Origin of the sequence: Belliella alkalica, assembly GCF_022549785.1 — a bacterium.
Taxonomy (GTDB): Bacteria; Bacteroidota; Bacteroidia; order Cytophagales; family Cyclobacteriaceae; genus Belliella; species Belliella alkalica.
Genome location: NZ_JAKZGO010000003.1, coordinates 34,096 through 55,411 on the forward strand (window position 1 = coordinate 34,096; position 21,316 = coordinate 55,411).

A 21,316-nucleotide genomic window follows, 5' to 3' on the forward strand; every position below is an offset into this window, starting at 1 on the left:
CCTGTTTGTGCTCAGGGAAAAAATTGCACTATTTCAAGCGAAAATTGTCGCATTTGGTTATTAATTATCACTATAAATATATACTGCCTTGGCTATCCAGAATCAAACCGAAAGGAAAAGTTTCTCATCTATTAAGGTAGTCAAAGACTATCCGGATTTCTTAGATATCCAATTACAATCCTTCAAAGATTTTTTCCAGCTGGATACTCCTGCTGAAAGAAGAAGACAGGATGGTCTTTTCAAGGTGTTTTCTGAGAATTTCCCAATTAGTGATTCTAGAGAAAACTTCACACTTGAATTTATTGACTATACAGTAGATCCTCCAAAATACAACATTGAAGAGTGTATTGATAGAGGCCTAACCTACTCTGTACCGCTTAAAGCAAAACTTCGCCTATTGTGTTCTGATGAAGACAATGAAGATTTTGAAACTATTGAGCAAGAGGTTTTCTTGGGAAATCTTCCATACATGACAGAGAAAGGATCCTTTGTGATCAATGGTGCAGAAAGAGTCATTGTTTCTCAGCTTCATAGATCTCCAGGTGTATTCTTTGCTCAAAGTAAACATACAAATGGTACCAAGTTATATTCTGCCAGAATTATCCCTTTCAAAGGTAGCTGGATCGAATTCGCTACGGATATCAATAATGTAATGTATGCTTACATTGATAGAAAGAAAAAATTCCCTGTTACTACTTTGTTGAGAGCTATTGGTTTTGGTTCTGATAAGCAGATTTTGGATCTATTTGGTCTATCTGAAGAAATAGCTGCTACCAAAGCTAATCTTAAAAAAATTACTGGTAGAAAACTTGCTGCTAGAGTTTTGAGAACTTGGGTAGAGGATTTCGTTGATGAGGACACTGGTGAGGTAGTTTCTATTGATAGAAATGAAGTGCTTTTAGAAAGAGATTCTATTCTTTCTGACGAGGATATTGAATTGATATTGGAATCTGGAGCAAAGTCGATTATTCTTCATAGAGAAGATGTCAACGTTGCTGATTATTCAATTATCTATAATACCCTTCAGAAAGATAACTCTAACTCAGAAAAAGAAGCTGTTGAGGTAATTTACCGTCAACTTAGAAATACAGAAGCTCCTGATGAAGCTACTGCAAGAGAAGTAATTCATGGTTTGTTCTTCTCGGACAAGCGTTATGACTTAGGTGAAGTTGGTAGATATAGGATCAATAAGAAATTGGGATTGAATATCGATTCCGAAAAAATCGTATTGACGACTGAAGATATTATCAACATCGTGAAGTACCTTATTGGCCTTATCAACTCTAAAGCGGTGGTCGATGATATTGATCACTTGAGTAATAGAAGGGTAAGAACTGTAGGAGAGCAATTGTATTCTCAATTTGGGGTTGGTCTTGCAAGAATGGCTAGAACAATCAGAGAAAGAATGAATGTTCGTGACAATGAAGATTTCAAGCCTGTTGATTTGATCAATGCAAGAACGCTTTCTTCTGTCATCAATTCATTCTTTGGAACGAATCAGCTTTCTCAGTTTATGGATCAAACCAATCCACTTGCTGAATTGACTCATAAAAGAAGACTTTCTGCTTTGGGTCCAGGTGGTCTTTCAAGAGAAAGAGCTGGTTTCGAAGTGCGAGATGTTCACTATACTCACTATGGTCGTCTTTGTACCATTGAAACCCCAGAAGGTCCAAACATTGGTTTGATCTCTTCTCTTTGTGTTCACGCAAAAGTGAATTCAATGGGATTCTTGGAAACGCCTTACAGAAAAGTGAAAGAAGGAAAAGTAAGCATGAATACTGAAGATATAGTATTCTTGACTGCTGAAGAGGAAGATGACAACAATATTGCTCAAGCAAATGCTCCTTTGGATGATGAAGGACTGTTCTTGAATGATAGAGTTAAAGCAAGATTTGAAGGTGATTTCCCTGTGTTGGATCCAAAAGAGATCAGTTACATGGATGTTGCTCCAAACCAAATCGTATCGGTAGCTGCTTCATTGATTCCATTCTTGGAGCATGATGATGCAAACCGTGCCTTGATGGGATCTAACATGCAGCGTCAGGCAGTTCCTTTGTTGAAAGCTGAAGCGCCTATTGTGGGTACTGGCTTAGAAGGTAAAGCTGCTATTGATTCAAGAGCATTGATTATCGCTGAGACTGATGGTGTAATTGAATACGTAGATGCTACTAAGATAACTGTAAAATATGACCTTACTGAAGATGACTTATTGGTCAACTTCAGTGATGAATATAAAACATACAATTTGGTGAAGTTCAGAAGAACTAACCAAGACACTACTATAAACTTGACTCCGTTGGTTCTGAAAGGTCAGAAAGTAACGAAGGGTCAGGTATTGGTAGAAGGTTATGCGACTAACAATGGTGAGTTGGCACTAGGTAAAAATCTTAGAGTAGCTTACATGCCTTGGCAGGGGTATAACTTTGAAGATGCAATTGTAATTTCAGAAAGAGTTGCAAGGGAAGATATCTTCACTTCAATTCACATTGAAGAATTCCAATTAGAAGTTAGAGATACTAAAAGAGGTGAAGAAGAATTGACTTCTGAAATACCAAACGTTTCTGAAGAGGCCGTTAAAAACCTTGATGAAAATGGTATTATCAGAGTTGGTGCTGAACTGAAAGAAGGAGATATCATCATTGGTAAGATCACTCCAAAGGGTGAGACTGACCCTACTCCAGAAGAGAAATTGCTTAGAGCAATATTTGGAGACAAAGCAGGTGACGTAAAAGATGCTTCTTTGAAAGCGTCGCCTTCATTGAATGGTGTTGTTATTGAAACTAAATTATTCTCAAGACCTAAGAAGGATAAAGATTTAAGAGCTAAGTCAAAGGCTGAGGTTGAGAAACTTAAAGGTCAATATTCCAAAGATCTTTTGGGAATGAGAGCCAGGATGATCAACAAGCTTGTTCAACTTTTGGACGGAAAGACTTCTCAAGGAGTAAGACATAAATTTGGTGATGAAATCATCAGCAAAGGAGTGAAGTTCAATGCTAAGAACATTGAGCAAAACTTATTCCCTGCAAAGAACCCATATAGAGATGAGTCAAACTATAATGTTCAGGAAGAGGCGAATCTTGTTTCTGATATTATTTTGGATGACTGGACTGATGATCAGCATGTGAATGGTTTGATCCAAAAACTTGTTAAGAATTATATCAATTCTAGAAACGATATCTCTGGTATCTTCAAACGTGATAAATTCACACTTGAAGTTGGAGATGAATTGCCAGCTGGAATCGTTCAACTTGCTAAAGTTTATGTAGCTAAGAAACGTAAGCTAAAAGTGGGTGATAAAATGGCGGGTCGTCACGGTAACAAAGGTATTGTTGCTAGAATCGTAAGAGACGAAGATATGCCATTCTTAGAAGATGGAACCCCTATGGATATCGTATTGAATCCTCTAGGTGTACCTTCCAGGATGAATATTGGACAGATCTTCGAAACAGTTCTTGCTTGGGCTGGACACAAAATGGGTAAGAAATATGCTACTCCAATTTTCGATGGAGCTACAATGGAAGAAGTAGCCGCTGAATTGGAAAAAGCAGAATTGCCTGCTTATGGAAGAACATACCTGTACGATGGCTTGACAGGTAAGAAGTTTGATCAGCCAGTTACAGTAGGGATTGCATACATGTTGAAACTAGGTCACCTAGTAGATGATAAGATGCACGCAAGGTCTATTGGTCCATATTCACTCATCACACAGCAGCCACTTGGTGGTAAAGCCCAGTTTGGTGGACAGAGATTTGGAGAAATGGAAGTGTGGGCATTGGAAGCATTCGGTGCGTCTCATGTACTACAAGAAATCCTAACTGTGAAGTCTGATGATGTAGTTGGTAGAGCGAAAGCCTATGAAGCAATTGTAAAAGGAGAAAACCTTCCGAAACCAAATATTCCGGAATCCTTCAACGTATTGGTTCATGAACTTAGAGGTCTTGCTCTAGAAATTACCTTAGACTAATTCAAAAAATACGGGCCGAAAGGCCCTTAACATACTCATCAATTATTATGGCGTTCAGAAAAAATAAAAAACTAAACAACGACTTTTCTAGAGTCACTATTAGTTTGGCCTCTCCAGAATCAATTCTGGATAGTTCACATGGTGAAGTAACGCAGCCCGAAACAATCAATTACAGAACGTACAAGCCAGAAATGGGAGGGTTGTTTTGTGAGAGAATTTTCGGTCCTGTTAAAGACTGGGAATGTCATTGTGGAAAATATAAGCGCATAAGATATAAAGGTATCATTTGTGACAGATGTGGTGTTGAAGTCACAGAAAAGAAAGTGCGTAGAGAGAGAATGGGCCATATTGAGCTTGTCGTCCCTGTAGCGCATATTTGGTACTTCAAGTCTCTTCCAAACAAAATTGGATACTTGTTGGGTCTTCCAACAAAAAAATTGGATCAAATAGTATATTACGAAAGATATGCTGTCGTTCAAGCTGGAATCAAAGCTGAAGACGGGATACAATATCTTGACTTTTTGACTGAAGACGAGTATTTGGACATCATGGATAAACTTCCAAAGGAGAACCAAATGCTTGATGATGAAGATCCAAATAAATTCATCGCCAAAATGGGTGCAGAAGCTATTGAAATGTTGTTGGCAAGACTTGATCTTGATGACCTTTCTTACAGCCTAAGACACCAAGCAGCTACAGATACTTCTCAGCAAAGAAAAGCGGAAGCTTTGAAAAGACTGAAAGTTGTAGAAGCATTCAGAGATGCTAGAACCAGAATCGAAAACCGTCCTGAGTGGATGGTTGTAAGAATGGTTCCTGTGATTCCACCAGAATTGAGACCGTTGGTTCCTTTGGATGGTGGTAGATTTGCAACTTCTGATTTGAATGATCTTTACAGAAGGGTGATCATTAGAAATAACCGTCTGAAGAGATTGATAGATATCAAAGCGCCAGAAGTTATTTTGAGAAATGAAAAAAGAATGCTTCAGGAAGCTGTAGATTCTCTTTTTGACAACTCAAGAAAAGTCAATGCAGTAAGATCTGATGGTAACCGTGCTTTGAAGTCACTTTCTGACATGTTGAAAGGTAAGCAAGGTCGTTTCCGTCAAAACCTATTGGGTAAGAGGGTCGATTATTCTGGCCGTTCTGTTATCGTCGTAGGTCCTGAATTGAAACTTCACGAGTGTGGTTTGCCAAAGAATATGGCTGCTGAGCTTTTCAAACCATTTATTATCAGAAAACTAATAGAAAGAGGTATTGTAAAGACTGTGAAATCTGCAAAGAAAATTGTAGATAGAAAAGATCCTGTGGTATGGGATATCCTTGAAAATGTATTGAAAGGACATCCAGTACTTCTGAACAGAGCTCCTACACTTCACAGATTGGGGATCCAAGCTTTCCAGCCAAAATTGATTGAAGGAAAGGCAATTCAGCTTCACCCTTTGGTATGTACTGCATTCAACGCCGATTTTGATGGTGATCAAATGGCGGTTCACGTTCCATTGGGACATGAAGCCATTTTGGAAGCCTCAACTTTGATGCTTTCTTCGCATAACATCCTAAATCCTGCAAATGGTGCTCCAATTACAGTACCTTCACAGGATATGGTTTTGGGACTTTATTATGTGACCAAAGGAAAAAAATCAACGCCTGAAGAGATTGTTTTGGGTGAAGGTCAAACTTTCTATGGTGAAGAGGAAGTCATCATTGCAATGAATGAAGGACGTGTGTCTCAACATGCATTTGTAAAGTGTAAAGTTAAGGTAAGAGAAGACAACGGTGATATTGTCGAAAAGATTATTGAAACCGTCGCTGGTAGATTGATCTTCAACCAATTCGTGCCTGAGGAAGTTGGTTATGTAAATGAACTCTTGACAAAGAAAAAACTTCAGCAAATTATCGCGGAAGTTGTAAAAATATGTGGTATAGCCAGAACGGCCCAATTCCTTGATGATATCAAGCACTTAGGTTTCCAGATGGCTTATACTGGTGGACTTTCTATGGGATTGAACGATGTTATTATCCCTGATGAAAAAGATCCATTGATCAATAAGGCGAAAGAGGAAGTTGACCAAGTTTGGAACAACTACCTTATGGGTCTTATCACAGACAATGAAAGATATAACCAAGTAATCGATATTTGGACTAGAACCAACTCTAATTTGACTAACATCTTGATGCGTCAAATGGAAGAAGATAAGCAAGGTTTCAATGCAATCTATATGATGATGCATTCTGGAGCCAGAGGTTCTAGAGAACAAATTCGTCAGTTAGGTGGAATGAGGGGATTGATGGCTAAGCCTCAGAAAAACCTTCAAGGTTCTGTTGGTGAAATCATCGAAAACCCAATTCTTTCAAACTTTAAAGAAGGATTGGATGTATTGGAATACTTTATCTCTACCCACGGTGCACGTAAAGGTCTTGCCGATACTGCATTGAAAACTGCTGATGCTGGTTACTTGACCAGAAGATTGGTGGATGTGGCCCAAGATATGATCATCTCAGAAGAGGATTGTGGTACGTTGAGAGGTCTTGTAGTTCAGCCTTTGAAAGACAATGACGAAATCGTTGAGCCTCTTTCTGAAAGAATTGTTGGTAGAGTATCAGTTCATGATGTAGTGGATCCAATTACTGAAGAGATATTGGTAAGTGCAGGTGAGGAAATCTCTGATGATATTGCAAAGAGAATAGATGAATCTGCAGTTGAAGAAGTTGAGATCAGATCTGTATTGACTTGTGAAACTAGAAGAGGTGTATGTTCTAAGTGTTATGGTAGAAACTTGACTACTGGTAACATGGTTCAGAATGGAGAGTCTGTAGGTGTAATCGCCGCGCAGTCTATCGGTGAGCCAGGTACTCAGTTGACTTTGAGAACATTCCACGTAGGGGGTACAGCATCGAACATTTCTGTTGAAGCAAGTATCAATGCCAAGTTTGAAGGTGTTATTGAATTCGAAGAAGAATTGAGATGGATCAATACAACCAACAAGGATGGCGAAGCAATTGCAATCGTGATGGGAAGATCTGGTGAAATTAAGATAAACGACTCTAAAGGGAAGTTGCTCGTTTCTAACCACGTACCTTATGGTGCGATCTTGAATGTGAAAGATGGTCAGAAAATCGGTAAAGGTGATTCACTTTGTACTTGGGATCCATACAATGCTGTGATTTTGTCAGAGTTTGATGGGGAAATCGAATTTGATGCAATCATTGAAGGTGTTACTTTCAAAGAAGTGGCGGATGATCAGACTGGTTACAGAGAAAAGGTAATCATTGATACAAAAGATAAGACAAAAAACCCTGCTGTAATTGTAAATTATGGTGAGGAAAATAAATCATACAATATTCCAGTAGGAGCTCACTTAGCTGTAGAAGCAGGTGAAAAAGTGAAAGCTGGTCAAATTTTGGTTAAAATCCCAAGATCTGTTGGTAAGACAAGAGATATTACGGGGGGTCTTCCAAGAGTAACAGAATTATTCGAAGCTAGAAACCCTTCCAATCCGGCGGTAGTTTCAGAAATCGATGGGGTTGTGACTTATGGAGGTATCAAGAGAGGTAACCGTGAGATCTTTATCGAATCCAAAGATGGTGTAAGAAAGAGATATATGGTGTCATTGTCTAAGCATATCCTTGTACAGGAAAATGACTTTATCAGAGCTGGTGAGCCACTTTCTGATGGAGCAATTACTCCAAACGATATCTTGGCCATCAAAGGACCAACTGCGGTACAGGAATATTTGGTAAATGAAATCCAAGAAGTATATAGACTTCAAGGTGTAAAAATCAACGATAAGCATATTGAGGTAATCGTAAGTCAAATGATGCAAAAAGTAGAAATACTTGATGCTGGTGACACAGGTTTCCTTCAAAACCAAGTTGTTGATAAGTGGGCTTTCAGAGAAGAAAATGATAACATCTTGGATAAGAAAGTTGTAATGGAACCTGGAGATTCGAGCACATTAAAGGCAGGTATGATTATCTCTGCAAGAAGATTGAGAGACGAGAATTCAAGTTTGAAGCGTAAAGATTTGAAATTGGTGCAAGTTAGAGATGCTGAAACAGCAGTTTCTAGACCAACACTTCAAGGTATTACAGCAGCATCTTTGGGTACAGAAAGCTTTATATCGGCTGCATCATTCCAGGAGACTACCAAAGTCTTGAGTGAGGCTGCTATTAGAGGTAAGCGTGATGAACTTCTCGGATTGAAAGAAAACGTAATCGTAGGTCACTTGATTCCAGCAGGAACAGGACAAAGAAACTTTAAAGATATTATTGTAGGTTCTTTGGACGAGTACGAGAGACTATCTGTAGAGAAAGAAAGATCAGTAAAAAAATCGAAAGAGGTAGTTAAATAATACCGGTTTTGATAGAGAAATAAAGAGGCCTGTGTAAAAGCAGGCCTTTTTTATCTTTAATTATTTCTTAGATAATTACATGGAAAGTTTTAAGCTAAAGTCAAAACCTAGCAATTCATAAATAATCTGGAAGTGTAATCTGGAGTAAAACAAAATTCACTTAATCTTATGGAAGACGATAAATTAGCCAATCAAAATCAACAAATCAACGTTGAGCTCTCAGAAGAAGTCGCCGAAGGTGTCTATTCAAATTTGGCAATGATAGCACATTCAAATTCAGAGTTTGTGATTGATTTTATTAGACTGATGCCAGGAGTGCCAAAAGCAAAAGTCAAGTCAAGAATCATCATGACCCCTGATCACGCAAAAAGATTGCTAGCAGCTTTGAAAGATAACATCAATAAATACGAAAATGCATTCGGTAAAATTCAGGGAGGAGATGAAAGTCCGTCTTTTCCATTGAATTTTGGAGGGACTCCAGGTGAGGCATAGTAAAAATATAACATCTTAATTTTGTTTGTTTTACCTATTTGTTTACCTTTGCAGTCCAAAATTCACAAGTTTACAAGGAACAAAATAAATTTTATCAGTTAATGCCTACTATACAACAGTTAGTAAGAAAAGGTAGAACTACCCTTGAGACCAAGTCCAAGTCTAGAGCTTTGGATGCATGTCCTCAAAGAAGAGGGGTTTGTACAAGGGTGTACACTACCACGCCTAAGAAGCCTAACTCAGCGATGAGAAAAGTGGCTAGGGTAAGATTGACGAACGGAAAAGAGGTTAACGCCTACATTCCTGGAGAGGGTCACAATTTGCAAGAGCACTCGATCGTATTGATCAGAGGTGGTCGTGTGAAGGATCTTCCAGGTGTACGTTACCACATCATCCGAGGTGCACTAGATACAGCAGGAGTAAAAGACCGTAAGCAAGGTCGTTCCAAGTATGGTGCGAAGCGTCCTAAGGCCGCTAAGAAATAATATTACAAAAACATTTAGAAAAAATGAGAAAAGCGAAACCAAAAAAGAGATATATTCTTCCTGATCCGAAGTTTAATGACACTTTGGTAACAAAGTTTGTTAACTGTCTAATGGTGGATGGTAAGAAGAGTATTGCTTACAGAATTTTCTACGACGCAGTCGAGAAAGTTGAACAAAAAGTAGGTGAGAACGGTCTTGAGGTTTGGAAAAAAGCGCTTAACAATATAACTCCCGCTGTCGAGGTGAAGAGTCGTAGAGTTGGTGGTGCTACTTTCCAGGTCCCAATGGAAGTTAGACCTGAAAGAAAGTTGTCCCTCGGAATCAAGTGGATGATCACTTATGCCAGAAGAAGGGGTGAGAAAACTATGATGGATAGATTAGCTGGAGAAATCATCTCTGCCGCAAAAGGCGAAGGTGCTGCTGTGAAGAAGAAAGATGATACCCATAGAATGGCGGAAGCAAATAAAGCATTCTCACACTTTAGATTTTAATTGAAATGGCAAGAGATTTAAAATTTACAAGAAACATTGGAATTGCTGCACATATTGATGCAGGTAAGACCACAACAACTGAGCGTATCCTATTTTATTCTGGTGTAAGCCATAAAATCGGTGAGGTTCATGATGGTGCGGCTACCATGGACTGGATGGCACAAGAGCAAGAGAGAGGTATTACAATTACTTCTGCTGCTACCACTGTTTTTTGGAATTATAGAGACAACAAGTACCAAATCAACATCATCGATACTCCTGGACACGTGGATTTTACCGTTGAGGTAAACCGTTCCTTAAGAATTTTGGATGGGTTGGTATTCCTTTTTAGTGCTGTAGATGGTGTTGAGCCTCAATCAGAAACTAACTGGAGACTAGCTGATAATTACAAAGTAGCACGTATCGGTTTCGTTAACAAAATGGACCGTGCTGGTGCTAACTTCCTTGAAGTTTGTAAGCAAGTTAAAGAAATGTTAGGTAGCCATGCAGTTCCATTGCAACTTCCTATCGGTGCTGAAGACAAATTTAGAGGTGTAGTTGATTTGATCAACAACAGAGCTATTGTTTGGAATGAGGATGATTTCGGGATGACTTTCGAAGAAGTTCCTATTCCTGAAGATATGAAAGAAGAAGTTGCTCAATATAGAGAGTATCTTTTGGAGTCTGTTGCAGAGTTTGACGAGTCATTGATGGAGAAATTCTTCGAAGATTCTGAGTCAATTACTGAAGCAGAAATCCTAAACGCACTTCGTCAGGCTACTATCGCAATGAAAGTAGTTCCTATGGTTTGTGGTTCATCTTTCAAGAACAAAGGTGTACAAACTATGCTTGATCTAGTGATGGAGTTGCTTCCTTCTCCATTGGACAAAGATGATATTATTGCTCATTCTTTGGATAATGAAGATGAAGAAGTGAAAATCGCTCCAGATGAGGCAGAACCTTTCACAGGTTTGGCTTTCAAAATCGCTACAGATCCATTCGTAGGTCGTCTTTGTTTTGTGAGAGCTTATTCAGGTGTTCTTGAATCAGGTTCTTATGTATTCAATAGCCGTTCTGGAAATAAAGAGCGTATCTCAAGAGTTTTCCAAATGCACGCAAATAAGCAAAACCAGATTCCAAGATTGGTAGCTGGTGATATTGGTGCAGTAGTTGGCTTTAAAGATATCAAGACTGGTGATACACTTTGTGATGAAAAACGAAAAGTAGTTCTTGAGTCAATGGTATTCCCTGAGCCGGTTATTGGATATGCTATTGAGCCTAAGACACAAGCTGATGTTGATAAGCTAGGTATGGCTATCGCAAAACTTGTAGAAGAAGATCCTACTCTTGTAGTAAATACTGACCACGAAACTGGACAGACTATCTTGAGAGGTATGGGAGAACTTCACTTAGATATCATTATCGATCGATTGAAGAGAGAATTCAAAGTTGAGATCAACCAAGGAGCCCCTCAAGTTGCATATAAAGAAGCTTTGTTTGGTTCTATTGAGCACAAGGAAGTTTATAAAAAGCAATCAGGTGGTAAGGGTAAATTTGCAGATATCGTATTTGAACTTGGACCGAAAGATCCTGATCCTGAGACAAATGAAATCAAAGCAGGTTTGGATTTCGTAAACGGAATCGTAGGTGGTGTAATTCCAAAAGAATTTATCCCTGCTATTCAAAAAGGTTTTGCTGAATCTATGAAAAATGGACCGTTGGCAGGTTATCCTGTAGAGTCTATGAAAGTAAGATTGTTCCATGGATCCTTCCATGATGTCGATTCGGATGCATTATCATTTGAATTGGCAGCAAGAATTGGATTCAAGGAAGCAGCTAAAAAGTGTAGACCGCAATTGTTGGAGCCAATTATGGCAGTTGACGTAGTTACGCCAGATGAATACACTGGTCCAATTACTGGTGATTTGAATAGAAGAAGAGGATTGATGAAAGGTATGGATACAAAGGGTACTTCTACTGTAGTCAAAGCTAATGTACCTCTTTCCGAGTTGTTTGGCTATGTTACTGATTTGAGAACAATCACATCAGGTAGAGCAACAGCTTCATTGACCTTCTCACATTACGAGCCTGTACCTAACAATATCGCAGAAGCTGTGATAGCGAAAGTTAAAGGTGAAAAAGCCTAAATTCTAAGCGAAAATGAATCAGAAAATCAGAATAAAATTAAAATCATACGATCACAGCCTGGTGGATAAGTCATCAGAGAAGATTGTGAAAGCAGTAAAAGCAACTGGTGCAATTGTCGTAGGACCAATTCCTTTGCCTACTAAGAAGGAAAAGTTCACGGTGTTGAAATCACCACACGTAAATAAGAAAGCTAGAGAGCAATTTCAACTTTGTACTTACAAAAGATTAGTTGATATCTATAGCAATAGTTCAAAAACTGTTGATGCTTTGATGAAAATCGAACTTCCTAGTGGAGTTGATGTAGAGATCAAAGTCTGACAGTAGGAACTTTCAGAATGAAAAACCTATCCGCTTCGGGGGATGGGTTTTTCTTTTGTCTGTATCAAGGAAAAGGTATTCGGTACTTATCAAACAATAAAAAGTTTCAAAATACCAAATATTTTTTCGTAAATAATTGAAAATATTAAAGTTGGAGTTTGTAAGGTGGAATTAAATTCCTAACTTTGCAGTCCTTTAAAAAGGGCACTTGCGTCTAATCGCTTGTGTGTAATTATATTATATATCAGAAGATGTCTGGAATAATAGGTAGAAAAGTAGGAATGACTAGCATTTTTAGTGCCGATGGACGTAATGTCGCATGCACGCTAATAGAAGCTGGTCCTTGCGTAGTGACGCAAGTAAAAAATTTAGAAACAGACGGGTACAACGCTGTTCAGTTGGCTTATGGTGAGCGTAAGGAGAAAAACACTCCTAAGCCACTAATCGGACACTTTAAAAAGGCCGGTACAACTCCAAAGCAGAAAGTTGTAGAATTCAGAGACTTTAGGGTCGAGTTCGAAGGTCAGGTTGATCTTGGTAAAACTGTAGAAGCAGGTCAAGTATTTATCGAGGGTGACTTCGTAGATGCTATTGGAACTTCTAAAGGTAAAGGTTTCCAAGGTGTAGTTAAACGTCATGGTTTTGCCGGTGTTGGTGGACAGACTCACGGTCAGCACAACAGAGGTAGACATCCTGGTTCCATTGGTGCTTGCTCTTGGCCATCAAGAGTATTCAAAGGCATGAGAATGGCAGGTAGAACTGGTGGTGATAGAGTTAAAGTTATCAACTTGAAAGTGTTGAAGATTTACGCAGAAAAAAACTTACTATTAGTGAGTGGTTCTGTCCCTGGTCCAAAAAATTCTTTCGTTATCCTAGAGAAGTAAGACAATGGAATTAGCAGTATTAAAACATAACGGCGAAGAGACAGGTAGAAAAGTAACGCTTTCAGAAGAGATTTTTGGTGTTGAACCAAATGATCACGCTATCTACCTTGATGTAAAACAGTTTTTGGCAAACCAAAGACAAGGAACGCACAAATCAAAAGAGAGAAATGAAATTGCTGGATCTACTAAAAAGATCAAAAAGCAAAAAGGTACTGGCGGAGCTAGAGCCGGATCTATCAAATCTCCAGTGTTCAGAGGAGGAGGAAGAATCTTCGGTCCTAGACCAAGAAGCTACTCGTTCAAATTGAACAAAAAATTGAAGCAAGTGGCAAGAAAGTCTGCTTTGACTTATAAAGTAAGAGAAAATAGCCTAATGATTTTGGAAAACGTTTCATTTGACGCTCCAAAGACAAAAGATTATATAGCATTCTTGAACGGACTTTCTTTGACAGATAAAAAGACACTTTTGGTTCTTCCTGAGGAAAACAAAAATGTATATCTATCAAGTAGAAATTTACCTAAAGCAAAGGTGGTTTCAGTTAATGAAGTAAACACTTATGAATTGCTTAACGCAGACAACTTGATGTTGTGCGAAGGTTCTGTAAGTATGTTAGAAACCCTATTATTGAAGTAAGACAATGGAAATTCTAAAAAAACCTTTGATTACGGAAAAGATTTCTGCGATGAACGAGAAAGGTGTTTATGGATTTGTGGTTGAAAAAACTGCAAAGAAGCCAGAAATCAAGAGAGCTGTAGAAAAAATGTACGGTGTAAAAGTTGTTGATGTGAGAACCATGCGTTATGCTGGTAAGTCTAAGACAAGATACACCAAAGCAAAAGTTGTAAGTGGATTTACTAATGCCTTCAAGAAAGCAATTGTACAAGTTGCTGAAGGTGAAGTGATCGATTTTTACGGAGAAATTTAATTGAATCAGAATCATGGCAGTTAAAAAATTAAAGCCTGTAACCCCAGGAACCAGATTTAGAGTTGCTCCAGCATTTGATGAAATTACAACATCAAAGCCAGAGAAATCTTTATTGGCTCCTTTGAAGAAGTCAGGTGGTAGAAATAATGTAGGTAAAATGACCTCCAGATACATTGGAGGTGGCCATAAGAGAAGACTTAGAATCGTTGATTTTAAGAGAACCAAGTTTGGAATTCCAGCAGTAGTTAAGTCTATTGAATATGATCCAAACAGAACAGCACGTCTAGCTTTATTGTATTATGTTGACGGTGCAAAGGCTTACATTATTGCCCCGGAAGGTTTGCAAGTTGGACAAACAGTGATTTCCGGTGAAAGCGTAGCTCCAGAAGTTGGAAACGCGATGCAATTGGTAAATATCCCTTTGGGTACCATTGTTCACAATTTGGAATTGAAGCCTGGTAAAGGTGGTGCATTGGCAAGAAGTGCTGGTGGATACGCTCAGGTAGTAGCTAGAGACGGTAAGTATGTTACAGTTAAATTGCCTTCAGGGGAAATGAGACTTATACTTGGTGTTTGTATGGCGACGATAGGTGTTGTTTCTAATGGAGACCACATGAACGTAGTGTTAGGAAAAGCTGGTAGAAACCGTTGGTTAGGAAGAAGACCTAGAACAAGAGGTGTAGCCATGAACCCTGTCGATCACCCTATGGGTGGTGGTGAAGGACGTTCATCTGGTGGACATCCAAGATCTAGGACTGGTTTACTTGCAAAAGGTAAGAAGACTAGGTCTCCTAAAAAATATTCAAATAAATTCATTATCAGTAAAAGATCTAAATAACTATGGCACGTTCATTAAAGAAAGGTCCTTATATAGAGCATCACTTGGCCAAAAAAGTGGATGTAATGAACGAGTCCGGAAAAAAATCAGTCATCAAGACTTGGTCGAGAAGATCAATGATTTCTCCGGATTTTGTAGGCCATACCTTTGCTGTGCATAATGGAAACAAGTTTATTCCAGTATTTGTAACAGACAACATGGTAGGTCATAAATTAGGAGAATTTGCTCCTACAAGAAACTTTAGAGGTCATATTGCCAAAAAGGATAAAGGAAAGAGATAATCATGGAAGCAATAGCAAGATTAAACAACGTTCCTACTTCTACTCGCAAAATGCGATTGGTAGCTGACCTTGTAAGAGGTAAAAGAGTAGGACATGCATTAAGTATATTGAAGTTTACACCTAACCATGGTGCTATTAAATTAGAGAAACTTCTTCTTTCTGCTGTGGCCAACTGGCAAGCAAAAAATCCAGACGAAAAACTTGAAGACGCTGATTTGTTTATCAAGACAATTCAAGTAGATGGTGGTCGTATGTTGAAAAGACTGAGACCTGCTCCTCAAGGAAGAGCACACAGAATACGTAAAAGATCAAATCATGTGACTTTAGTAGTTGATGCATTCAGCACTGCGGTTACCGCTGATGAAGTACAAACAAAAGAAAACTCTAATTAAGATTAGACTATGGGACAAAAAGTAAACCCTATTGGTTTTAGACTTGGTATAGTCAAAGGTTGGGATTCTAACTGGTATGGAGGTAAAGATTTTGCTGAGAAGCTTTATGAAGACCAACAGATCAGAAAGTATGTAAATGCTAGAATCCCTAAAGGTGGTATCTCTAAGGTAATTATCGAAAGGACTTTGAAAAGAATCACCCTGACAATTCATACTGCCCGTCCGGGAGTAGTAATTGGTAAAGGTGGAGCTGAAGTTGATAAGCTTAAAGAGGAGTTGAAAAAATTGACTAACAAGGATGTTCAAATCAACATTTTTGAAATTAAGCGTCCTGAATTGGATGCGAAATTGGTAGGAGAGTCAATTGCACAACAACTACAAGCTCGTATATCCTTTAGAAGAGCAATGAAACAATCTATTGCTGCTACAATGAGAGTTGGAGCTGAAGGAATCAAAGTAAAACTTTCAGGTAGATTGGGCGGTGCTGAGATGGCAAGATCGGAAATGTACAAAGAAGGAAGAATTCCTTTGCATACTTTGAGAGCTGACATCGATTACGCTATTTCTGAAGCAAACACTATCTATGGTATCATCGGTATCAAAGTTTGGATATTCAAAGGTGAAGTTTACGGTAAAAGAGATCTTTCTCCAAACGTAGGCGCAGCTAATGAGCCAAAAGGTGGAAACAACGCTAGAGGAAAGAGAAGAGAAGGCGGTCCAAAAAGAAGAAAGAGAAATAACTAATTTTCACCCTAAGTGAGAAATCATGTTACAGCCAAAAAGAACTAAATATAGAAAAATGCACAAGGGCAGAGTCAAGGGCATTGCACAAAGAGGGCACACGCTTTCTTTTGGCAACTTTGGCATCAAGTCCCTTGAAGCTGGATGGATAACCTCTCGTCAGATTGAAGCAGCAAGGATTGCTATGACGAGAGCGATGAAAAGAGAAGGTCAGGTTTGGATCAGAATTTTCCCTGACAAACCTATCACCAAAAAACCTGCAGAGGTTCGTATGGGTAAAGGTAAGGGAGCTCCTGAATACTGGGTTGCAGTAATCAAACCAGGTACTATCCTTTTCGAAGCAACAGGAGTTAGTCAAGAAGTAGCTAAAGAAGCATTAAGACTAGCACAACAGAAACTTCCTGTAAGTACAAATTTTGTAGTACGTAGGGATTACGTAGGATAAGACAAGCTATGAAAAATTCAGAAATCAACTCACTTTCAACAAGTGAACTAATCGAGCGTATCGCCGCTGAGCAAGCAAATTTGACAAAAATGCGTTTTGCCCATGCAATCTCTCCGATTGAAAATCCTAATAAATTAAAAGAGACAAAGCGTACAATCGCAAGATTGAAAACTGCTTTGACGGCATCACAATTAGCTAAATAAGAATCAAGATGGCTACTACTGAGAGAAATCTACGTAAAGAAAGAATAGGAAAAGTAGTCAGCAACAAAATGGACAAGTCCATAACTGTTGCCGTTGAGAGAAGGGTTAAGCACCCTATCTACGGTAAGTTTGTTGCCAAGACTACAAAATTTATGGTTCATGACGAGAATAACGAGTGCCAAGCTGGCGACCTTGTTAAGATAAGCGAAACTCGTCCGCTGAGTAAGAATAAGCGTTGGAGATTAGTAGAAATTATAGAAAAGGCTAAATAACATGATACAACAAGAATCCAGACTAAGCGTAGCGGATAATTCGGGTGCTAAGGAAGTACTTGTAATCCGTGTATTGGGAGGAACCAAGAAAAGATATGCTTCTATCGGGGATAAAGTTGTAGTGACTGTTAAATCCGCACTTTCTTCCAGCAACATGAAAAAAGGTACCGTTTCTAAAGCGGTTATCGTGAGAACAAGGAAGGAAATTAGAAGAAAAGACGGTTCTTATATCCGATTTGAAGATAATGCTGCCGTGCTCTTAAACAATAACGACGAACCAAGAGGAACTCGTATCTTCGGTCCTGTTGCTAGAGAATTGAGAGAGAAGCAGTTTATGAAGATTGTATCTTTGGCCCCAGAAGTATTGTAATCATGGAAAGAAAATTCAATAAACAACCCAAATTACACATCAGAACTGGTGATACTGTAAAAGTATTGTCAGGTGATGATAAGGGTAAGACAGGTAAAGTACTTTCTGTAAACCTTGAAAAAAGGAGAGCAGTAGTAGAAGGTATCAATACAGTGACTAAACACGTAAAACCTACTGCTACAAATCCTCAAGGTGGAATTGAAAAAAGAGAGGCTGCCGTACATATTAGTAACCTTATGTTGGTTGATCCTAAAACAGGCGAAGCTACCAGAACTGGTAGAAAACAAGGTGAAAATGGAAAATTAGTTAGGTATTCTAAGAAAACTGGGGAGGTGATCAATGGCTAATCCTAGAATGAAAGAAAAGTATATTACTGAAATTGCTCCTGCTTTGAAGGAAAAATTCCAGTATAAGTCGGCAATGCAAGTTCCTAAGTTGACCAAGATTGTGTTGAACAAAGGTATTGGTGCAGCAGTAGCTGACAAGAAATTAGTAGATCAAGGTGTTGAAGAGCTTTCTTTGATTACTGGTCAAAGAGCTGTAGCGACAAAAGCTAAAAACTCTATATCCAACTTTAAGTTGAGAGAAGAGATGCCTATCGGAGCTAAAGTCACTTTGAGAGGTGACAGAATGTATGAATTCCTTGATAGATTAGCTACTGTAGCTCTTCCTCGAGTAAGAGATTTCAAAGGAATCAGTGATAAAGGATTTGATGGTAGAGGAAATTACACTTTGGGTGTGACTGAGCAGATTATCTTCCCTGAGATCAGCATTGAGAAAGTAAATAGAATCTCTGGTATGGATATCACTTTCGTGACTACAGCAGAGACAGATGAAGAAAGTTATTCATTATTGAAAGCTTTTGGAATGCCTTTTATCAACAAAAATAATCCTGAATAATCATGGCAAGAGAATCATTAAAAGCTCGTGAGAGAAAAAGAGAACGTCTTGTAGCCAAGTACGCGAAAAAGAGAGCAGAATTAAAAGCTGCTGGTGATTACGAAGCCTTGGATAAGCTACCTAGAAATGCTTCTCCTGTCAGACTTCATAATAGATGTAAATTGACAGGTCGTCCAAAAGGTTATATGAGAAAATTTGGTATCAATAGGGTAACTTTCAGAGAAATGGCTTCTGCTGGAAAGATTCCTGGTGTTACCAAATCAAGCTGGTAAAAATCGGACAAAAGTTTTTATTCTTAAAATCATTGTGTAACTTTGCACGCCCGAAACGGGTGTGCAGTTAGACTTATATAAATATGACTGATCCAATAGCTGATTATTTGACCAGATTAAGAAATGCCATAAAGGCATCTCACAGAATCGTTGAGATTCCTGCTTCTAATATCAAAAAAGAACTTACTAAAGTTCTTCATGATAAAGGATATATTCAAAATTACAAGTTTGAAGAAGAAGGTCCTCAGGGATCTATCAAAATTGCTTTGAAATATAATCCTGCTACAAAGCAGAATGCAATCGTAAGCCTTACTAGAGTTAGTAAGCCTGGTCTAAGAAAATATGTTAAACATGAAGACCTACCTAGAGTAATCAATGGCCTAGGAGTTGCTATCATGTCCACTTCGAAAGGTGTAATGACCGATAAAGAAGCCCGTACTGAAGGTATTGGCGGCGAAGTACTTTGTTACGTTTATTAATTAACCGTTATGTCTAGAATAGGTAAAAAACCAATAAATCTACCAGCGGGTGTTACTGTAGACGTGTCAGCACACAATACTGTCACTGTTAAAGGTCCCAAAGGTACTCTGACTCAGGATGTGAATCCCGACATTACTGTTGCGGTTGAAGATAACCAAATAGTTGTTACAAGACCTACTGAATCTAAGAGACACAAATCTCTTCATGGATTGTATAGATCGTTATTGAATAACATGGTTATCGGTGTTGCCGATGGTTACAAAAAAGAATTGGAATTGGTCGGTGTAGGTTACAAAGCCTCCAACCAAGGTCAAATTCTTGAATTGTCACTTGGCTATTCCCACAACATTTTCTTCTCACTTCCAGATTCAATTTCATTGAAGACAGAAACACCTAAAGGTAAAAATCCTTTAGTGACCTTGGAAGGTATCGATAAGGAGTTGATCGGGCAAGTAGCTGCAAAAATCAAATCTCTACGTAAAGTAGAACCTTACAAAGGTAAAGGTGTTCGCTTCGTAGGTGAGATTGTAAGACGTAAAGCTGGTAAAACCGCAGGTAAAAAATAATTAAGATGGCTTTTAATAAGAATTCAAGAAGACTTAGAATCAAGAAAAGTATCCGTAGAAAAATCAACGGAACAGATTCTAGACCTCGTTTGTCAGTATTTAAAAGCAATACTGGTATATACGCTCAATTGGTTGATGACCTTAAAGGTCATACACTTGCGCAAGCCTCTTCCAAGGAACTTGGTGCTAAAAATAATACTATCTCTGTTTCAAAGGAGGTTGGTAAAAAATTAGCTGAAAGAGCTGTTGCTAATGGATTTGCTTCTGTTGTATTTGACAGAAGTGGATACCTATATCATGGTAATGTTAAAGCTCTTGCTGATGGTGCAAGGGAAGGTGGCCTTAAATTTTAATAGATATTATGTCTCAAGTTAAAAGAAAACCCATAAGGGCAACAGATACAGAACTAAAAGAGAAAGTAGTTGCTATCAACCGTGTTGCTAAGGTAGTTAAAGGTGGTAGAAGATTTTCATTCTCTGCTATAGTTGTAGTAGGTGATGGTAATGGTGTTGTTGGTTATGGATTAGGGAAAGCTAATGAAGTAACTGATGCAATCACCAAGGGTATTGAAGATGCTAAGAAAAATCTTGTGCGTGTTCCTGTCCTTAAAGGTACTATACCTCACGAACAATTAGGTAAGTATGGTGGAGGTTTTGTATTGATTAAACCAGCTGCTCCTGGTACTGGAGTAATTGCTGGTGGTGCGATGCGTGCCGTACTTGAAAGTGCTGGTGTGACTGACGTACTAGCTAAGTCTAAAGGCTCTTCCAATCCTCATAATGTGGTTAAAGCTACTATTGATGCTTTGATTCAGTTGAGAGATGCTATTGCTGTTTCGCAGCAAAGAGGTGTAAAAATGTCAAAAGTTTTTAACGGTTAAGGATATGGCTAAGATTAAAGTAACTCAGTTAAGAAGCACTATCAAAAGACCAAAGGATCAAAAAGCTACAATTACGGCTTTGGGTCTAGGTAGAATCAACAAATCTGTAGAAGTTGAAAATACTCCACAGATTGCTGGAATGGTAAGAAAAGTAAGTCACCTTGTAAAAGTGGAGGAAGCTTAATTATGAAATTACATACATTAAAACCTGCAGAAGGATCTATTAAAAGTAGGAAAAGGATTGGTCGTGGTACTGGTTCTGGTAGAGGTGGTACTTCTACTAGAGGTCACAAAGGGGCTAAATCTAGATCTGGCTACAAGTCCAAATTAGGATTTGAAGGTGGTCAAATGCCACTTCAAAGAAGAGTTCCTAAGTTCGGTTTCAAAAGTCTCAATAGAATTGAGTGTAAACCAATCAATCTTACTGCCTTGCAGGAATTGGCAGATAAGTTCAATTTGGACACTGTTTCATTCGAGAATTTGGTTGAGCATGGATTAGTTTCTAAGAAAGATGTTGTAAAAGTCCTTGGTAGAGGCGAACTTACAGCGAAATTGAATGTAAGTGCTCATTATTTCTCGGCCTCAGCTACTGAAGCGATAGAGAAAGTTGGCGGAACAGTTAACAAGATTTAAT

General features: G+C 38.5%; 27 protein-coding genes. All 27 read left to right on the plus strand.

Features of this window, described 5'->3' with window-relative positions; all coding sequences use genetic code 11:
- Positions 1–88 precede the first annotated feature (88 nt).
- The 27 genes from rpoB to rplO all read left to right on the plus strand — a co-directional run bounded on the left by rpoB (position 89) and on the right by rplO (position 21,315).
- Complete coding sequence (gene rpoB, locus MM213_RS04150) at positions 89–3,964, plus strand: DNA-directed RNA polymerase subunit beta (RefSeq protein WP_241410233.1); 3,876 nt, start codon at positions 89–91, stop codon at positions 3,962–3,964.
- 47 nt (positions 3,965–4,011) lie between these two features.
- Positions 4,012–8,319 carry a DNA-directed RNA polymerase subunit beta' gene (rpoC, locus tag MM213_RS04155; RefSeq protein WP_241410234.1) on the plus strand — a complete coding sequence of 1,436 codons (4,308 nt, stop codon included), beginning with the start codon at positions 4,012–4,014 and terminating at the stop codon, positions 8,317–8,319.
- Between the two features lie 168 nt (positions 8,320–8,487).
- The gene (locus tag MM213_RS04160) at positions 8,488–8,811 is read left to right on the plus strand and encodes a DUF3467 domain-containing protein (RefSeq protein WP_241275187.1); all 324 of its coding nucleotides are present in this window, start codon (positions 8,488–8,490) and stop codon (positions 8,809–8,811) included.
- A 101-nt stretch (positions 8,812–8,912) separates the two neighbouring features.
- Positions 8,913–9,296, plus strand: coding sequence for a 30S ribosomal protein S12 (gene rpsL / locus MM213_RS04165; RefSeq protein ID WP_014772291.1), 384 nt, complete (start codon positions 8,913–8,915; stop codon positions 9,294–9,296).
- 23 nt (positions 9,297–9,319) lie between these two features.
- Positions 9,320–9,787 carry a 30S ribosomal protein S7 gene (gene rpsG / locus MM213_RS04170; protein WP_241275188.1) on the plus strand — a complete coding sequence of 156 codons (468 nt, stop codon included), beginning with the start codon at positions 9,320–9,322 and terminating at the stop codon, positions 9,785–9,787.
- Between the two features lie 5 nt (positions 9,788–9,792).
- Entirely contained in the window at positions 9,793–11,913 is a 2,121-nt protein-coding gene (gene fusA, locus MM213_RS04175) for an elongation factor G (protein ID WP_241410235.1), read from the plus strand.
- 13 nt (positions 11,914–11,926) lie between these two features.
- Positions 11,927–12,232 carry a 30S ribosomal protein S10 gene (gene rpsJ / locus MM213_RS04180; protein WP_241275190.1) on the plus strand — a complete coding sequence of 102 codons (306 nt, stop codon included), beginning with the start codon at positions 11,927–11,929 and terminating at the stop codon, positions 12,230–12,232.
- A 251-nt stretch (positions 12,233–12,483) separates the two neighbouring features.
- Positions 12,484–13,116: a 50S ribosomal protein L3 gene (gene rplC / locus MM213_RS04185; protein ID WP_041779291.1), complete on the plus strand. Its 633-nt coding sequence runs from the start codon at positions 12,484–12,486 to the stop codon at positions 13,114–13,116.
- 4 nt (positions 13,117–13,120) lie between these two features.
- Positions 13,121–13,750 (plus strand): 50S ribosomal protein L4, encoded by a 630-nt coding sequence (rplD, locus tag MM213_RS04190; RefSeq protein WP_241275191.1) that lies wholly within the window; start codon positions 13,121–13,123, stop codon positions 13,748–13,750.
- A gap of 4 nt (positions 13,751–13,754) precedes the next feature.
- Positions 13,755–14,042, plus strand: coding sequence for a 50S ribosomal protein L23 (gene rplW / locus MM213_RS04195; RefSeq protein WP_241275192.1), 288 nt, complete (start codon positions 13,755–13,757; stop codon positions 14,040–14,042).
- A 13-nt stretch (positions 14,043–14,055) separates the two neighbouring features.
- Positions 14,056–14,880, plus strand: a complete 825-nt coding sequence (rplB, locus tag MM213_RS04200) for a 50S ribosomal protein L2 (protein WP_241410236.1) — start codon at positions 14,056–14,058, stop codon at positions 14,878–14,880.
- A 2-nt stretch (positions 14,881–14,882) separates the two neighbouring features.
- Entirely contained in the window at positions 14,883–15,161 is a 279-nt protein-coding gene (gene rpsS / locus MM213_RS04205; RefSeq protein ID WP_009034213.1) for a 30S ribosomal protein S19, read from the plus strand.
- A gap of 2 nt (positions 15,162–15,163) precedes the next feature.
- Positions 15,164–15,553, plus strand: a complete 390-nt coding sequence (gene rplV, locus MM213_RS04210) for a 50S ribosomal protein L22 (RefSeq protein ID WP_014772299.1) — start codon at positions 15,164–15,166, stop codon at positions 15,551–15,553.
- A 9-nt stretch (positions 15,554–15,562) separates the two neighbouring features.
- On the plus strand, positions 15,563–16,297 hold the full coding sequence (gene rpsC / locus MM213_RS04215) for a 30S ribosomal protein S3 (RefSeq protein ID WP_241410237.1): 735 nt from the start codon (positions 15,563–15,565) through the stop codon (positions 16,295–16,297).
- A gap of 22 nt (positions 16,298–16,319) precedes the next feature.
- Positions 16,320–16,739 (plus strand): 50S ribosomal protein L16, encoded by a 420-nt coding sequence (gene rplP / locus MM213_RS04220; protein ID WP_241275196.1) that lies wholly within the window; start codon positions 16,320–16,322, stop codon positions 16,737–16,739.
- Between the two features lie 8 nt (positions 16,740–16,747).
- Positions 16,748–16,942 (plus strand): 50S ribosomal protein L29, encoded by a 195-nt coding sequence (gene rpmC / locus MM213_RS04225; protein ID WP_241410238.1) that lies wholly within the window; start codon positions 16,748–16,750, stop codon positions 16,940–16,942.
- An 8-nt stretch (positions 16,943–16,950) separates the two neighbouring features.
- Positions 16,951–17,214 carry a 30S ribosomal protein S17 gene (rpsQ, locus tag MM213_RS04230; RefSeq protein WP_241275198.1) on the plus strand — a complete coding sequence of 88 codons (264 nt, stop codon included), beginning with the start codon at positions 16,951–16,953 and terminating at the stop codon, positions 17,212–17,214.
- 1 nt (position 17,215) lies between these two features.
- On the plus strand, positions 17,216–17,584 hold the full coding sequence (gene rplN / locus MM213_RS04235) for a 50S ribosomal protein L14 (RefSeq protein ID WP_075349330.1): 369 nt from the start codon (positions 17,216–17,218) through the stop codon (positions 17,582–17,584).
- A gap of 2 nt (positions 17,585–17,586) precedes the next feature.
- Positions 17,587–17,931 carry a 50S ribosomal protein L24 gene (gene rplX, locus MM213_RS04240; protein ID WP_241410239.1) on the plus strand — a complete coding sequence of 115 codons (345 nt, stop codon included), beginning with the start codon at positions 17,587–17,589 and terminating at the stop codon, positions 17,929–17,931.
- Positions 17,924–18,484 (plus strand): 50S ribosomal protein L5, encoded by a 561-nt coding sequence (gene rplE / locus MM213_RS04245; protein ID WP_241410240.1) that lies wholly within the window; start codon positions 17,924–17,926, stop codon positions 18,482–18,484. Before rplX ends, rplE begins: the two co-directional genes overlap by 8 nt.
- 2 nt (positions 18,485–18,486) lie before the next feature.
- Positions 18,487–18,756: a 30S ribosomal protein S14 gene (gene rpsN / locus MM213_RS04250; protein ID WP_076501213.1), complete on the plus strand. Its 270-nt coding sequence runs from the start codon at positions 18,487–18,489 to the stop codon at positions 18,754–18,756.
- Between the two features lie 83 nt (positions 18,757–18,839).
- Entirely contained in the window at positions 18,840–19,235 is a 396-nt protein-coding gene (gene rpsH / locus MM213_RS04255; protein ID WP_241410241.1) for a 30S ribosomal protein S8, read from the plus strand.
- A 9-nt stretch (positions 19,236–19,244) separates the two neighbouring features.
- Positions 19,245–19,802: a 50S ribosomal protein L6 gene (rplF, locus tag MM213_RS04260; RefSeq protein WP_241410242.1), complete on the plus strand. Its 558-nt coding sequence runs from the start codon at positions 19,245–19,247 to the stop codon at positions 19,800–19,802.
- 5 nt (positions 19,803–19,807) lie between these two features.
- The gene (rplR, locus tag MM213_RS04265; RefSeq protein WP_255806913.1) at positions 19,808–20,155 is read left to right on the plus strand and encodes a 50S ribosomal protein L18; all 348 of its coding nucleotides are present in this window, start codon (positions 19,808–19,810) and stop codon (positions 20,153–20,155) included.
- A gap of 8 nt (positions 20,156–20,163) precedes the next feature.
- Positions 20,164–20,682 carry a 30S ribosomal protein S5 gene (gene rpsE, locus MM213_RS04270; protein ID WP_241410243.1) on the plus strand — a complete coding sequence of 173 codons (519 nt, stop codon included), beginning with the start codon at positions 20,164–20,166 and terminating at the stop codon, positions 20,680–20,682.
- Between the two features lie 4 nt (positions 20,683–20,686).
- Positions 20,687–20,866, plus strand: coding sequence for a 50S ribosomal protein L30 (gene rpmD, locus MM213_RS04275; protein ID WP_241275205.1), 180 nt, complete (start codon positions 20,687–20,689; stop codon positions 20,864–20,866).
- 2 nt (positions 20,867–20,868) lie between these two features.
- Positions 20,869–21,315 (plus strand): 50S ribosomal protein L15, encoded by a 447-nt coding sequence (gene rplO / locus MM213_RS04280; RefSeq protein ID WP_241410244.1) that lies wholly within the window; start codon positions 20,869–20,871, stop codon positions 21,313–21,315.
- Position 21,316 lies beyond the last annotated feature (1 nt).